The following is a 13,155-nucleotide window of genomic DNA, read 5'->3' on the forward strand; positions in this document are numbered from 1 at the left end:
TCCTCGCCTGCGATTATGCGTTGTTGAGGCTATTTTGCCTTGCAGAAAACGGAAATAAAGGTCAAATTTTGTAAGTCTCTTTTCCTGTTTTTGCAAAAATGGACCGGCTGCTCCAACTCGAAGTCTTCTCCAAAACCGCTGAGCTCGGCAGCCTGTCCAAGGCCGCCGAAATCCTGCGGATGTCGAACGCGGCCGCGAGCCGCCATCTCAGTGCGCTGGAGGAGCGGCTGGCGGTGCGGCTGATCGAGCGCAATACGCGCCGGCAATGGCTGACCGAAGCCGGGCAGGAGCTGTTGCAGCGTTGCAGCACGCTCTTGAACGAGCTCGCCGAAGCCGAGGACGCCGTCTCCGACCGCGCGCTGTCGCCGAAAGGCATGCTGCGCGTGACGTCTTCGCTCTCCTTTGCGATGATCTATCTCGCGCCGATGCTGCCCGCCTTCCGCGCGCTCTATCCTGATCTCAGCGTGCAGATCATCAGCGCAAACCGCTATCTCGACTTCATCGAGGCCGGCATCGACGTTGCGATCCGCACGCGCGAGCAGGAGCCGGATTCAAACATCGTCGTCCGCCGCATCGGCCAGATGCACCGCGTGCTTGCGGCGGCTCCGTCCTATCTGGAGAAGCACGGCCGGCCCGAGCATCCCGCCGATCTCGCCCGTCACAACATGCTGATCTACAACCTCGCCAATGATCCCTATTCGCTGCGGCTGAGCCAGGGCAGCACGACGCAGACGATCCGGATCGCGCCGACGCTCGACAGCAATGACGGCCAGATCATCTGTGGTGCAGCGCGGGCGGGGCTCGGCATCCTGATCCAGCCGCTCTATATCGTGCAGGGCGATATCGCGGCCGGCCGGCTGGTGTCTGTCCTCCGGGATTGGCAGCTGCCGTTGCTCACCATGAACATCGCCTATCAGAATCGCGTCAGGCTGCCCGCCAAGATCAGGGTGTTCTCCGACTTCCTCGTCAGCTACATCCGGGACCATTCGGAGCCGGGGATCTGGATCGACGCGGCGAAGTGAGCGGGAAGCCTCCATGTATCTCGGCATCGATCTCGGCACGTCGGCGGTCAAGACGGTTCTCGTCGACGACGACCAGCGCGTGATCGCGAGCGAGAGCCGGGCGCTCGCGACCGCCTCGCCGCAATCCGGCTATTCCGAGCAGGATCCGGCGCATTGGATCGATGCGGCCTTTGCCACGCTGGATGCCCTCAAGGCGACGCACGCCGGCGCACTGGCCGCGGTCGCAGGCATCGGGCTGTCCGGCCAGATGCATGGCGCCACGCTGCTCGATGCGAGCGCGAGGCCGCTGCGGCCCTGCATCCTCTGGAACGACGGACGATCGGCCAACGAGTGCCGTGTCCTGGAGCAACGCTGGCCCGCCTTGCGCGCCGTGACGGGCAACAAGGCGATGCCGGGCTTCACCGCGCCAAAGCTGCTCTGGATCGCCACGCACGAGCCCGAGATCTTCGCGGCGACCAAACTCGTTCTGCTGCCAAAGGCCTATCTGAGACTGGTGCTGTCGGGCGAGGCCGTCGAGGACGTCTCGGACGCCTCGGGATCCCTTTGGCTCGACGCGGCGCGCCGCGATTGGTCGGATGCAGCGCTGGCCGCGACCGGCCTGACACGCGAGCACATGCCGCGCCTTGTCGAGGGATGCGCACCCGCAACGACATTGCGCAACGAGCTCGCGCGGCGCTGGGGCATGAAGCGGCAGCCCGTGATCGCGGGCGGTGCGGGTGACAACCCCGCGGGCGCCGTCGGCATCGGCGCAATCCGGCCGGGAGCCTCCTTCATATCATTGGGAACCTCGGGTGCGCTGATGGCTCCGACCGACAGGATCGCCGCCAATCCCGACCGCGTCGTGCACACGTTCTGCCATGCCATTCCCGGCATGTGGATTCAGGCCGGCGCGATCCTCTCGGCCGCCTCCTGCCTCGCCTGGCTCGCGCGCCTGTTCGGCGCCACCGAGACCGAGCTGCTGGCGCCGCTGGGAGCACGAGCGCGATCGCCGTCGCCCGTGAGCTTCCTGCCTTATCTCGCCGGCGAGCGGACGCCGCACGACGACCCCGTCGTGCGCGGCATGCTGGATGGTCTCAGCCACGGCACCGATCGCGGGACGATCGTGCAGGCGGTGCTCGAAGGTGTGGCCTTCGCGCTTGCCGATTGCCGCGATGCGCTCGCGGATGCCGGCATTGAGATTGCGGAAGCCGACGTGATCGGCGGCGGTTCACGCTCGGCCTTCTGGCTCTCGGTGCTGGCGAATGTGCTCAATGTTCCGGTTCATCGCTTCGCCGGAGGTGAGACCGGCGCCGCGTTCGGTGCGGCGAGATTGGGGCGGCTTGCTGTCAGCGGTGAGGCAATCGACGCCGTGTGCACACGTCCGCAGCGCATCGAGACATTCGAACCTGACGCCGGGCTGACCGATGCCTATGCCGAGCGGCTTCCCGCCTGGCGTGAACTGTATCGGCCGCGTCACTAGCATCGCTTCGATTTGAGCATTTCCGTCTGTTCGCTGTTGCCCTGTGCCGCGGCCTTTTGTTTAATGCGCGAACCGCGCTGGCAGAACATCGAGACGCGGGTGGGAAACGCATTGTGCGCCGGGAGGCACGATGAACGATCCGATCCTCGAGATGCGCGGGGTCTCGAAGACCTTCTTCGGCATCAAGGCGCTGCGGGCCGTCGATCTCACCGTCTATCCCGGTGAAATTCACGCCCTGATGGGCGAGAACGGCGCCGGCAAGTCGACTCTCATGAAGATCCTGTCCGGCGCCTACCGGCCTGACCCGGGCGGCGAGATCCACATCGAGGGCAGGGCGGTGCGGATCGAAGGCCCGCTCGGCGGCCGCGCGGCGGGCATCTCCATTATCTATCAGGAGCTGTCGCTGGCTCCGAATCTCAGCGTTGCCGAGAACATCTATCTGGGACGCGAGGTCTCGCGCTCGGGCTTGCTGGCGCACGGCGCCATGCGCGAGGGCGTCGGCCCGATCCTGAAGCGCCTCGGCGCGGACTTCCTGCCCTCGACGCTGGTGGCGCATCTGTCCATGGGCCAGCGGCAGCTGGTCGAGATCGCGCGTGCGCTGCACGTCAGGTCGAAAATTCTCATCATGGACGAGCCGACCACCTCGTTGTCGGCCGCCGAAAGCGAGCGGCTGTTCGCACTGATCCGCCAGCTTCGCGCCGAGGGGCTTGCCATCATCTACATCTCGCATCGCATGGATGAAGTCTACGCGCTCGGCGATCGCGTCACCGTGCTGCGCGACGGTCGCCTGGTCGGCTCGCTTGACAAGCCCGAGATCCGCGCCGACACCATCGTGCGGCTGATGGTCGGCCGCGACGTCTCCTCATTCTACAAGAAGGACCATGATCCGAAGGCGGGGCGGGGGCATCCCGTGCTCGCGGCGATCGACATGGCCGATGGCGGACGCGTCAAGGGCTGTTCGCTCACCGTGCATGCGGGTGAGGTGGTCGGCCTCGCCGGCCTGATCGGCGCCGGTCGCACCGAGCTTGCGCATCTCATCATCGGTGCGTCGCCGAAAATCTCCGGCCGGCTCGAGCTGGAGGGGCGTCCGGTCGAGATCCGCACGCCGGGCGAGGCGCTCGAGGCCGGTATCGCCTATCTGACGGAAGACAGGAAGGCGCTCGGCCTGTTTCTCGACATGTCGTGTCTGGACAACATCAACCTCGCCGTGCTCGGCCGCGACGCGAAGCTCGGCTGGATTCTGGACCGCGACAAGGCCCGCGAGCGCGCCGACCGCGCCTTTGCAGGCCTCAGCATCCGCGCCGCCAATGTCGGCGTTCCCGCCGGCGGCCTGTCAGGCGGCAACCAGCAGAAGGTGCTGCTCTCCCGGCTGCTTGCCATCGCACCGAAGGTCCTGATCCTCGACGAGCCGACGCGCGGCGTCGATGTCGGCGCCAAGTCGGAAATCTATTCGATCATCGACAATCTCGCCAAGGCCGGCACGGCGATCCTCGTCATCTCGTCCGATCTGCCCGAGATCATCGGCATCTGCGACCGCGTCGTCGTCATGCGTGCGGGGCACATCGCCGGCGAGGTCAGCCGCGGACCGAATTCGCCGCTGGCGCAGGAAGACATCATGGGGCTTGCCACGGGGATGGAGCATCTCGATGCCTGACAAGGGTGCGGTGGGGGCGAAGCCGGCATCGACCCCGACCAACGGCGCTGCCGCGGAAACCAGACGCCAGCGGATGCGGATGCTGATCAGCGCGCTGGGCATGTTGCCGGTGCTGCTGATCCTCTGCATCGGCTTCAACGTGCTGTCGGAAGGCCGCTTCTTCACCGGACAGAATCTCGGCATCGTATTGCAGCAGGCCGCGGTGAACACCGTGCTCGCCGCCGGCATGACCTTCGTCATCCTCACCGGCGGCATCGACCTGTCGGTCGGCTCGATCCTGGCGGCCTCCGCGATGGCGGGATTGACGCTCTCCAAGGTGCCGGAGCTCGGGATGCTGTGGCTGCCGGCCTCGCTGCTCACCGGCCTCGTCTTCGGCATCGTCAACGGCGCGCTGATTGCGCTGCTTCGCCTGCCGCCTTTCATCGTCACGCTCGGCTCGCTCACCGCGGTGCGCGGCCTGGCGCGGCTGCTCGGGGCCGACACTACCGTGTTCAATCCCTCCATTCCCTATGCCTTCATCGGCAACGGGTCGCTGACCCTCGTTCCCGGCGTTGCGTCGATCCCGTGGCTCTCGGTAATCGCCTTGCTGGTCATTCTCGTCTCCTGGCTGGTGCTGCGCCGGACCGTGCTCGGCGTGCATATCTATGCCGTGGGCGGAAACGAGAGTGCAGCGCGGCTTGCCGGCATCAAGGTCTGGGCCGTCCTGATCTTCGTCTACGGCATCTCCGGACTTTTCGCCGGGCTCGGCGGCGCGATGCAGGCGGCGCGGCTCTATGCGGCCAACGGCCTCCAGCTCGGCCAGTCCTACGAGCTCGATGCGATCACCGCCGTGATCCTCGGCGGCACCTCCTTCGTCGGCGGCATCGGTTCGATCTGGGGCACGCTTGTCGGTGCGCTGATCATTGCCGTGCTGTCCAACGGCCTCATCCTCATCGGCGTTTCCGACATCTGGCAATACGTGATCAAGGGCCTCGTGATCATCGGCGCCGTGGCGCTGGACCGCTACCGGCTGCAAGGCTCCGCGAGGACTTGAGGCTTGGCGCGCGGCGATGTGCGCATGGCTTGAGAGGAGATTCCGTTGCGGCAACTGGTCTGCCGCGCGGGGACGAAGACAGACCAGGGAGGAAGACCATGTTGAAGACGATTATGCTCACTGGGGCCGCCATGGCGCTTGCCCTGACCACCGCACCAGCCTCCGCCAAGGAGCTCAAGTCGATCGGCGTCTCGCTGGGATCGATGGGCAACCCGTTCTTCGTCGCGCTGGCGAAGGGCGCCGAGTTCGAGGCCAAGAAGACCAATCCCAACGTGAAGATCACGGCGGTCGGCTTCGAATACGACCTCGGCAAGCAGGTCACCCAGATCGACAACTTCATCGCCGCCGGCGTCGACCTGATCCTGCTCAATCCCGGCGATCCCAAGGCGATCGGGCCGGCCATCAAGAAGGCGCAGGCCGCTGGCATCGTCGTCGTCGCGGTCGACACCGCGGCCGAGGGTGCCGATGCCACCGTGACCACGAACAACGTGCAGGCCGGCGAGATCTCCTGCCAGTACATCGTCGACAAATTGGGCGGCAAGGGCGACGTCATCATCGAGAACGGGCCGCAGGTCTCCGCCGTGATCGACCGTGTGGTCGGCTGCAAGAACGTGCTCGCGAAGAATCCCGGCATCAAGGTGTTGTCGAGCGACCAGGACGGCAAGGGCTCGCGCGAGGGCGGCCTCACCGTCGCGCAGGGCTATCTGACCCGCTTCCCCAAGATCGACGCCATCTTCGCCATCAACGATCCGCAGGCGATCGGCACCGACCTTGCGGCGCGCCAGCAGAACCGCACGGGCATCGTCATCACCGCCGTCGACGGCGCGCCCGATATCGAGGCGGCGCTGAAAGATCCGCAATCGCCGCAGATCCAGGCCTCAGCGTCGCAGGACCCGTTCTTCATGGCGCGGCGGGCCGTGCAGGTCGGTGTCGGCATTCTCAACGGCCAGAAGCCGGCGTCGACCGTCGAGCTGCTGCCGTCCAAGCTCGTGACCAGGGACAACGTCGCCCAGTACAAGGGCTGGACCTCGGATCGTTCCCAGTAAGGCATCGTCCGCTGCTGGAGGCGCTCGAACCATGAGAGATGACGGGCGGCGCTCGATCGCGCCGCCCGCCGCCGATACCCAGCGCGCTGACCGGTAGTACGCAGCGATGCCTGTGCTAGCTTTCCACGATCTCGATCGGTCGATTCGGAAAGCAGATCCGGTGAAGTCCAGGACGTCAGGCACGGCGTGGCGGCATGCCAATATCGGCCGCCTGCTCAACAACGCGGTGCGGCGCTTCGAAGGCCGTGTGCTCGAATTGATGAGCGAGCGGGGCCACGACGAGACGCGCATCGCCCATATCAGCCTCACGCGCAATCTCGACGTGGAGGGGACGCGGCTCACCGAGCTCGCCCGCCGCGCCTCCATGAGCAAGCAGGCGATGGGCGAGCTGGTCGATCAATGCGCCGCGCGCGGCCTCGTCGATCGCATCGCCGACCCGACCGACCGCCGCGCGCGCATCGTCATGTTCACGCCCAGGGGACGCAAATGGCTCGATGCGTTCCGCGATGCCGTCGACATTGCCGAGCGGGAGATGCGCGCCGAGCTCGGCAAGGCCACGATGGACGCGATCCTGAAGGGCCTCGCGGTCTATGGCACCGAGTTCGACACGCTCGACGATCCCAAATAGTCAGGTAGCTTGACGATATGGTCAGGTGACCTTACCATGCAAGATGGTTGCTGGTGGGGGGAAGCGTCTTGGAAACGTGTATGACGGCCGCGGTGCTCATCGTGGGCGGGGGCCCTTGCGGGCTGATGCTGGCGAACGAGCTCGGCCGCCGCGGGGTGTCCGCGATCCTGGTCGACGAAAAGCCCGGCACGGCCTTCAATCCGCAAGCCAATGCGACGCAGGCGCGCTCGATGGAGCATTATCGGCGGCTGGGTTTCGCGGACGAGATCAGGCGTGAAGGTCTGCCCGCGGACTATCCGACCGATGTCGCCTATTTCACGCGCTACACCGGTTACGAGCTGGCGCGGTTCGCGCTGCCGTCGGCGTCGCGGGCGGGCGAGCTGATCAAGGGCATGTCGGGCTCCTGGAGCGCGGCGGAGCTGCCGCATCGGGTCTCGCAGAAATATGTCGAGGCGGTGCTGCGCCGCCATGCCGAACGGCTGCAAGGCATCAAGATCAACTACGGTCACCGGCTGATCGGCTACACCGAAAGCAGTGACGGTATCGTCGGCGACATCGAATGTCTCGACGACGGCAGCCGCTTCCGCGTCCGCGCCGATGTCCTGGTCGGGGCGGACGGGCCGCGCTCGATGGTCCGGCAGTCGCTCGGGATCGTCTACGGCGGCGAGACCGGGACGCAGCGCGACTTCATGGGCGGCCGCATGCTCGCGGTCTATCTCCGCGCGCCCGATTTCTACGCGCGCGTCCCCCACGCGAAAGCGTGGATGTACAATTGCTTCAACGGCGACCGCCGCGCCTTCATGGCTTCGGTGAATGGCCGTGACGAGTTTGCGTTCCACACGCAGTTGCGCCCGGGCGAGGACGAAAGCGCGATTACGATCAACGAGGCCAAAACCGCGTTCCAGCGCGCCTGCGGTGCGCCGATCGATTGCGAAGTTCTGTCCTTCCTGACCTGGACCGCCGGCCACGCACTGGTCGCGAACGGGATGCAGCGGGGCAGGGTCTTCCTCGGCGGCGACGCGGCGCATCTGTTCACGCCGACCGGCGGGCTCGGCTACAACACCGCGATCGAGGATGCGGTCAATCTCGGTTGGAAGCTCGCGAGCGTCGTCAAGGGCGTGAGCCCGGCGTCACTGCTCGACAGCTACGAGGTCGAGCGGCGCCCCGTGGCGCTCCGCAACACCGATTATGCGCGGCGCTTTGCCGATTCGCTCGGTCTCTTCGCGCCGGCCCCGGAGATCGAGGATGCGACGGAGGCCGGCCACGAGGCGCGGCGGATTGCGGGCGCCTATCTCGATCGGCATGCCCGTGCGGAGTTCAACATCCCCGGCGTCACCTTCGGCGGACGCTACGACGGCTCGCCGATCATCGTCCCCGACGGCAGAGAGCCGCCGCCGGATGCCGCCAATATCTACGTTCCCACCGCCTGTCCCGGCGGCCGCGCACCGCATGCGTGGCTGGACGACGGCATGTCGCTGTACGACCTGTTCGGATTCGAATGGACGCTGCTTCAGTTTGGGGACGTGATGTCGGCCCATGCGTCCTTCGCCGAGACCGTCCGCGCGATCGGGGCCGATGTAAAGCTCGTCACGCTGCCCGGATCGTTGCGCGATCTCTACGAGGCGGATCTCGCCCTGATACGTCCCGACCAGATCGTGGCCTGGCGCGGCAACGCATCGCAGGCCGGAACCATCGGACGCGTGCTCGGCCGCGCACTCGGGCGCGGTGACAGCGAAGGCGCGCGGCTGGCAAGCGGCAGCTAGCGCGCGGCGGAGGGATTGGTTCGCGCAGGCGAGGCAGTCGATGGAATCGCGCTCGCGAAGAGATTGGTCTTGGGTTGGACGCGCGATCCGTCGATCAGCTCGAGCCGGCCGCAGCGATTCAAGGTATGCAGCTTCCTGCCGGGCCATGCCGGTCCGGGCTTCAGCGCGTGGCGGACGATCTGCTTGAACGCCGTCGGCGACAGTTCGACCACTTCCGCCAGGGCAAGCGCTGCGCCGTATCCATCGCTGCAGTCCTGGACCGGTCGCCACAGCTTGTCATTGAGCGTGACGAAGTTTCCTGCCGGCCGAGTGCTGGCGCGGTCGATCAGGACGGGGTTGCTGGCATGAGGCGACCAAGGCCCCAAGATGCGATCGGCGTAATAGATCGCGAGCGAATCCGAAAAGCCACCCGTTCCGTCGCGCCAGGCGCCAAACAGATAATACAGGCCGTTGTGGCGCGTGATCGTGACGTCGGCCAGTTCGAGGCCGGAAAGGAGCGTCGCGTATCGCTCCCATTTGTCCGGAAACCGAACGCATTTATAGAGGACGACATCCCCGCGGGTCGAACTCTCCGGGATCATGTACAACTCGCCATCGTCCTCGATCAAGAACGGATAGGAGAGGTGACAGGGCTCCTCGAGCACCGGCATCACTTCGCCGACCGGCCCAGCGTCGCCGAACTCGATCGCCGAGATGATGCCTTTTCCGACGCGGTGATCGAGATCCTCGAAGAAGGCGAAGGTCCGCCCCTGCCACGAGACGGGAACGGGATCGGCGTAGAAGTGGTTTCCAGGATCTCTCAGAACGTTCCAGCCGGGACCTGACAGGTCTCCGGTCTGCCAGACGCCCGGGCCCTCGTTGAAGCGCCATCCGATATGCCAATGCGGGGCATAGCAGCAGAGCCGATAGATCTCCTTGGCGATCGATACGGCAAGGCCGCGCGCAACGTAGCCAACGGGTCCGCGGCGCGGGACGCTTGCAGCGGGGAGCGGCAGTTGCGGCACGATGCGCGGCCTTCCCGACAGGATCGCCGCCAGCATGGTCAGGGTCCGCGCCATGACCGTTTCGAGCGCACCGCTGAGGCCCGCGGCAATCTCTCCGGACGGATGGCCGCGGTCGAGGACTGAGCCGTCGATCTCGTTGACGATCTCGATCACCGGCAGGTCGCCGGCGAGGATGGCGGCGAGCGCGGCATTTTCGCCTGCGACGCCATTGAACAGCGGCCGGAGATAGAGCCGGGCAGGGCAGGCCGGATCGCGCGGCACACTGGTAAAATCGACGATCACGTCGTCCGGGCCGACGCTGCCCCGTGCCGGTTCGGAGCCGATCGTCAACCTGTCGGCGTCACTGTGCTTGCCCCTGTGCAACACCAGGCGCTCGAGCTCGAACAGGGCATCGAGGCCCGCCGGCCGCGGCTCCGCCGTTGCCGTCCATGCGATTTGCACCGGCACGTCCCGGCCGTCGACCGACAGGGTCCTGCGGTCCATCCAGCGGCGCGCGTAGTCACGTTCACAGCGAAACTCGATGATCATGTCGAGCCAATCTGTTCCAGCGCATCAGGTCAAACGACCCGGTCGAGAATTCGGACGTATTCCTCGACCATGGCATCTACCGAATAGCGCAGCCGCAGGCCTTTGGCGTTTTGTCGCAGGTCGTCACGCAATTGCTGGTCCGTCAGCAGCCTCGAGACGGCCGCGGAGAGCTGGGCATGATCGGAGGCATCGACGAAGAGTGCAGTCGGTCTGCCTTCGTAGGACAACACTTCGCGCAGGACGGGAAGATCGGTGACGACGGAGGGAACGCCGGCGTTGGCGGCCTCGACGGCAGCCAGACCAAAGGTCTCGGCCTGGGTCGGAAAGACGAACACGTCGAGACAGGCGAGGAAGTCCGCCATCCGGCCGGGAGGGATCTCCCCGAGCAAATGTAGACGGTCCGAGACGTTCAAGTCGTCCGCGAGCTGCCTCAGCCGGGCCTCGTCGGCACCCTGGCCGGCGATCGCAAGATGCCAGGACGGTTGATCCGGCAGCAGACCTATCGCCAGATCGAGCCGCTTGTGCGGATGCAGTCGTGCTGCGCAGCCGAGCAGGACGCGGTCCGGCGGCAGATTGAATCGTTGCCGCGCAGCCTCCTTCGAGAGGGTGAGGGCCTTGTCGTCGAAGCCATGCGGTACATGCACCATGCGCGACCGGTAGGCCGCCGGGTAGCGCGAATATTCGCGCTCCATGTCCTGCGAATTGAGCGTGATGCAGTCGAAGAAGCCGAGGCTGCCCATGGCGATGTCGGCGGTGCGGACCGGCCAGCTCATCGCCAGCGCGGATGAAACCTGATTGGCGACGACCGGTGCACGGCTGACGAGGCGCGTGACGCCGGCGCCGATGACGTTGCCGAAATGCTGGAAGGTCAGGACGGCGTCGGGCCTCGTGGCCCTGATGTGGTGGCCGAGCGTCCACAGCATCCGCAGCAGCGCCAGCGGATTGCCCGGCCGGCTCGGCGCGCAGTAGAGCGTCTCCGGCGGCTCGTCGAAGGAGTCCGATTTGCGGAAGAAGAACAGGTTGGTGACCCGGTAGCCGCGCGCGGTCAGCCCGGCGCCGAGCAGCCGGGAGATTTCCTGTGCACCGGCGTTCTCGGCCTGGGTTTGCGCAAGAAGCACGTGAAGTTTTCGCACCTTGCCGTTCGGCCGCGCAGGTGCCGTCGCGCTTGTCTCGCCCAAGTCCTTGTTCGGCTGAAAATGGAGCACGGATCCCGACCCGCTAAAGAAAGGAAATGTTCACCTTCTTAACTCCGTACCTAACATGCAGGCATCTCGCGGACACCGGCTAGCAACAAACGGAGTTAATGCGGCGCCATGGCGAGGGCGTCGTTCGCGCAGCATTTCCGCTGGTTCCCGGCTGGCGCGTTAACCAATCGGTCCTGTGCGTTGACCCCAGCGGCACGTGACGACACCTAGTCGCGCGAGTCCGCGCTGCGGACGGCATAATTGCCGCGCCTCGACGCAGGAAAGCGCAAGAGCACGAGAATGGAGGGATCCACCCCGCTTCGCCGGCGGCAGAGGACGTTCAGCGCGATGGTCGCGAGCGCGAGCGACACGGTCGTCGAAATAGCCGCGCCAAGCACGCCGAGGAAGGGAATCAGGACGAGAAATCCGACGAGCCGCAGCGCGACGTTGGCGGCGATCACCGGCACATAGATTCGTTCATGGCCGGTCAGCTGCAGGATCGCAGCAGACGGGCCGCCCGCCGCCTGGATGGCGGTTCCGATTGCGAGCACGATCAGGACCGAATGCTGCTCGGCGAAATGAGGTCCGAACAGGTTGAGGAGATAGGGGCCGCCGATCCAGATCGTGGCGAGACCGGCGATGACGCAGAGCGCAGTCACTTCCGCCATCAAGCGCGAGGTCCGCTCGAACTCCCTGTGGTTCTTGCTGAAATACAGCGATGGGAGCCGGCGCGCCCCGAACGTGTAAAGTGCTGCGGACACCATGGCGAAAATGTTGGCGAGGCGCGAGGCGGCAAAGTAGATTCCCGCGGTCGTCGGGTCCAGCATCCAGTACACCAGAATGACGTCGAGATACTGGTTGGCGACTTCGAGGATCGATGCGAGCCAGAAGTGCAGGGCACTCGATCGCCAGCGTGACGTCTCGGAACGAGCCGGCGTATTGCGCAGATCCGGCAGCACGCGCGCGACGGATACGATTTGCGCAATCAGTCCAACCGACATCGCGATCGTTATCGCCGCGAACAGCTCGGCCGGATCGAGTTGGCGATGGGCGAGCAGCATGACGAGCAGGAACAGGACGACGATGGCCCGCCAGAGGAACTCGCGGTTTCCTTCGCCCATGAGAATGCTGACCAGCGAGCGCGCGATCTGGCTGCCGAGCATCAATCCGGCATTGACGGCCGTGTAGGCCGACACCGCAAGGATCAGCACCCACCAGTCGCCTCTCATGCTCGCGACGATCGCGATGACGCCGATCACGATCAGCATTGCGACCGAGGCGATCTTCAAGCTCGATTGCAGGACGCCTTTGGTAAGGTCCGGCCTTTGGCCGACTTGATATTCGTTCAGGAACCGCACCAGCAGGGATTCCTGGCCGACCAGCCCCACGACGGCCGCGATCTGCGCGACCGAAAGCCAGGTCGCAAAGTTGCCGAAGCCGTCAGGCGACATCGTCCGCGCCGCCAGCGAGAACAATGCGAACGCGAGCACGCCGCTGCCGACCTTGAGCAGGATGGTCCCGGCAACACCGCGCGTGACGTCGCGCCGCATGAACTGGAGAATGGATGCGATCATGGAAGGGTTAAAGGGGCTGCGCTCCCCGGACGAGACATGTTCCGATACCGGCGAGAACCTAGCATGTCGAGAAACCGCGAGTGTTAATGGACGAGTGGAGGATTTCGGCGGTCGCGGCGATATCGCTTGCTTCGTTCTGGAACATTGCTGTCTCCATTGTCCGAGCTCTGCGAGTTCCAGCTCGCGCGACGGACGGCATAGCGCAGCATCGATGACTGAGAAGACAAGATCTGGCGCTCGCGTGCAGAATGGATTCGCGG

The 13,155-nt window shown here is 65.5% G+C and carries 10 protein-coding genes; 7 read left to right on the forward strand and 3 right to left on the reverse strand.

The genetic code is table 11. The annotated features are described in order from the left end of the window. Positions 1–98: 98 nt before the first annotated feature. The 7 genes from BDOA9_RS17835 (at position 99) to BDOA9_RS17865 (ending at position 8,605) form a co-directional block, all read left to right on the forward strand. A complete protein-coding gene (locus BDOA9_RS17835) occupies positions 99–1,022 on the forward strand; it encodes a LysR family transcriptional regulator (RefSeq protein WP_025035321.1) in 924 nt (307 codons plus the stop codon). Between the two features lie 13 nt (positions 1,023–1,035). Continuing rightward, positions 1,036–2,481 carry a xylulokinase gene (gene xylB, locus BDOA9_RS17840; protein ID WP_025035322.1) on the forward strand — a complete coding sequence of 482 codons (1,446 nt, stop codon included), beginning with the start codon at positions 1,036–1,038 and terminating at the stop codon, positions 2,479–2,481. A gap of 130 nt (positions 2,482–2,611) precedes the next feature. Then, complete coding sequence (locus tag BDOA9_RS17845) at positions 2,612–4,135, forward strand: sugar ABC transporter ATP-binding protein (RefSeq protein WP_025035323.1); 1,524 nt, start codon at positions 2,612–2,614, stop codon at positions 4,133–4,135. Beyond that, positions 4,128–5,168, forward strand: coding sequence for an ABC transporter permease subunit (locus tag BDOA9_RS17850; protein WP_025035324.1), 1,041 nt, complete (start codon positions 4,128–4,130; stop codon positions 5,166–5,168). The genes BDOA9_RS17845 and BDOA9_RS17850 overlap by 8 nt, the downstream gene beginning before the upstream one ends. Positions 5,169–5,266: 98 nt before the next feature. Further along, positions 5,267–6,214, forward strand: a complete 948-nt coding sequence (locus tag BDOA9_RS17855) for an ABC transporter substrate-binding protein (RefSeq protein WP_025035325.1) — start codon at positions 5,267–5,269, stop codon at positions 6,212–6,214. A 160-nt stretch (positions 6,215–6,374) separates the two neighbouring features. After that, positions 6,375–6,842 carry a MarR family winged helix-turn-helix transcriptional regulator gene (locus tag BDOA9_RS17860; RefSeq protein WP_025035326.1) on the forward strand — a complete coding sequence of 156 codons (468 nt, stop codon included), beginning with the start codon at positions 6,375–6,377 and terminating at the stop codon, positions 6,840–6,842. Positions 6,843–6,922: 80 nt separating this feature from the next. Continuing rightward, positions 6,923–8,605 carry an FAD-dependent oxidoreductase gene (locus BDOA9_RS17865; protein WP_192859578.1) on the forward strand — a complete coding sequence of 561 codons (1,683 nt, stop codon included), beginning with the start codon at positions 6,923–6,925 and terminating at the stop codon, positions 8,603–8,605. On the opposite strand, the gene BDOA9_RS17870 is transcribed toward BDOA9_RS17865, so the two are convergent. The 3 genes from BDOA9_RS17870 to BDOA9_RS17880 all read right to left on the reverse strand — a co-directional run bounded on the left by BDOA9_RS17870 (position 8,602) and on the right by BDOA9_RS17880 (position 12,895). Continuing rightward, positions 8,602–10,137: a glucosamine inositolphosphorylceramide transferase family protein gene (locus BDOA9_RS17870; protein WP_025035328.1), complete on the reverse strand. Its 1,536-nt coding sequence runs from the start codon at positions 10,135–10,137 to the stop codon at positions 8,602–8,604. The two genes, BDOA9_RS17865 and BDOA9_RS17870, sit on opposite strands and share 4 nt — an antisense overlap. Positions 10,138–10,166: 29 nt before the next feature. Then, on the reverse strand, positions 10,167–11,342 hold the full coding sequence (locus tag BDOA9_RS17875) for a glycosyltransferase family 4 protein (RefSeq protein WP_025035329.1): 1,176 nt from the start codon (positions 11,340–11,342) through the stop codon (positions 10,167–10,169). Positions 11,343–11,548: 206 nt separating this feature from the next. Beyond that, positions 11,549–12,895, reverse strand: coding sequence for a lipopolysaccharide biosynthesis protein (locus BDOA9_RS17880; protein ID WP_025035330.1), 1,347 nt, complete (start codon positions 12,893–12,895; stop codon positions 11,549–11,551). Between the last annotated feature and the right edge of the window lie 260 nt (positions 12,896–13,155).

The organism is Bradyrhizobium sp. DOA9 (genome assembly GCF_000617845.2).
In the GTDB taxonomy this organism is placed as follows: Bacteria; Pseudomonadota; Alphaproteobacteria; order Rhizobiales; family Xanthobacteraceae; genus Bradyrhizobium.

What these genes read in the sequence shown, in the direction of transcription:
- BDOA9_RS17865 (WP_192859578.1), top strand. Translation starts at nt 6,923, where the DNA reads ATGACGGCCGCGGTGCTCATCGTGGGCGGGGGCCCTTGCGGGCTGATG.
- BDOA9_RS17850 (WP_025035324.1), top strand. Translation starts at nt 4,128, where the DNA reads ATGCCTGACAAGGGTGCGGTGGGGGCGAAGCCGGCATCGACCCCGACC.
- BDOA9_RS17880 (WP_025035330.1), bottom strand. Translation starts at nt 12,895, where the DNA reads ATGATCGCATCCATTCTCCAGTTCATGCGGCGCGACGTCACGCGCGGT.
- BDOA9_RS17855 (WP_025035325.1), top strand. Translation starts at nt 5,267, where the DNA reads ATGTTGAAGACGATTATGCTCACTGGGGCCGCCATGGCGCTTGCCCTG.
- BDOA9_RS17870 (WP_025035328.1), bottom strand. Translation starts at nt 10,137, where the DNA reads ATGATCATCGAGTTTCGCTGTGAACGTGACTACGCGCGCCGCTGGATG.
- BDOA9_RS17835 (WP_025035321.1), top strand. Translation starts at nt 99, where the DNA reads ATGGACCGGCTGCTCCAACTCGAAGTCTTCTCCAAAACCGCTGAGCTC.
- BDOA9_RS17845 (WP_025035323.1), top strand. Translation starts at nt 2,612, where the DNA reads ATGAACGATCCGATCCTCGAGATGCGCGGGGTCTCGAAGACCTTCTTC.
- xylB (WP_025035322.1), top strand. Translation starts at nt 1,036, where the DNA reads ATGTATCTCGGCATCGATCTCGGCACGTCGGCGGTCAAGACGGTTCTC.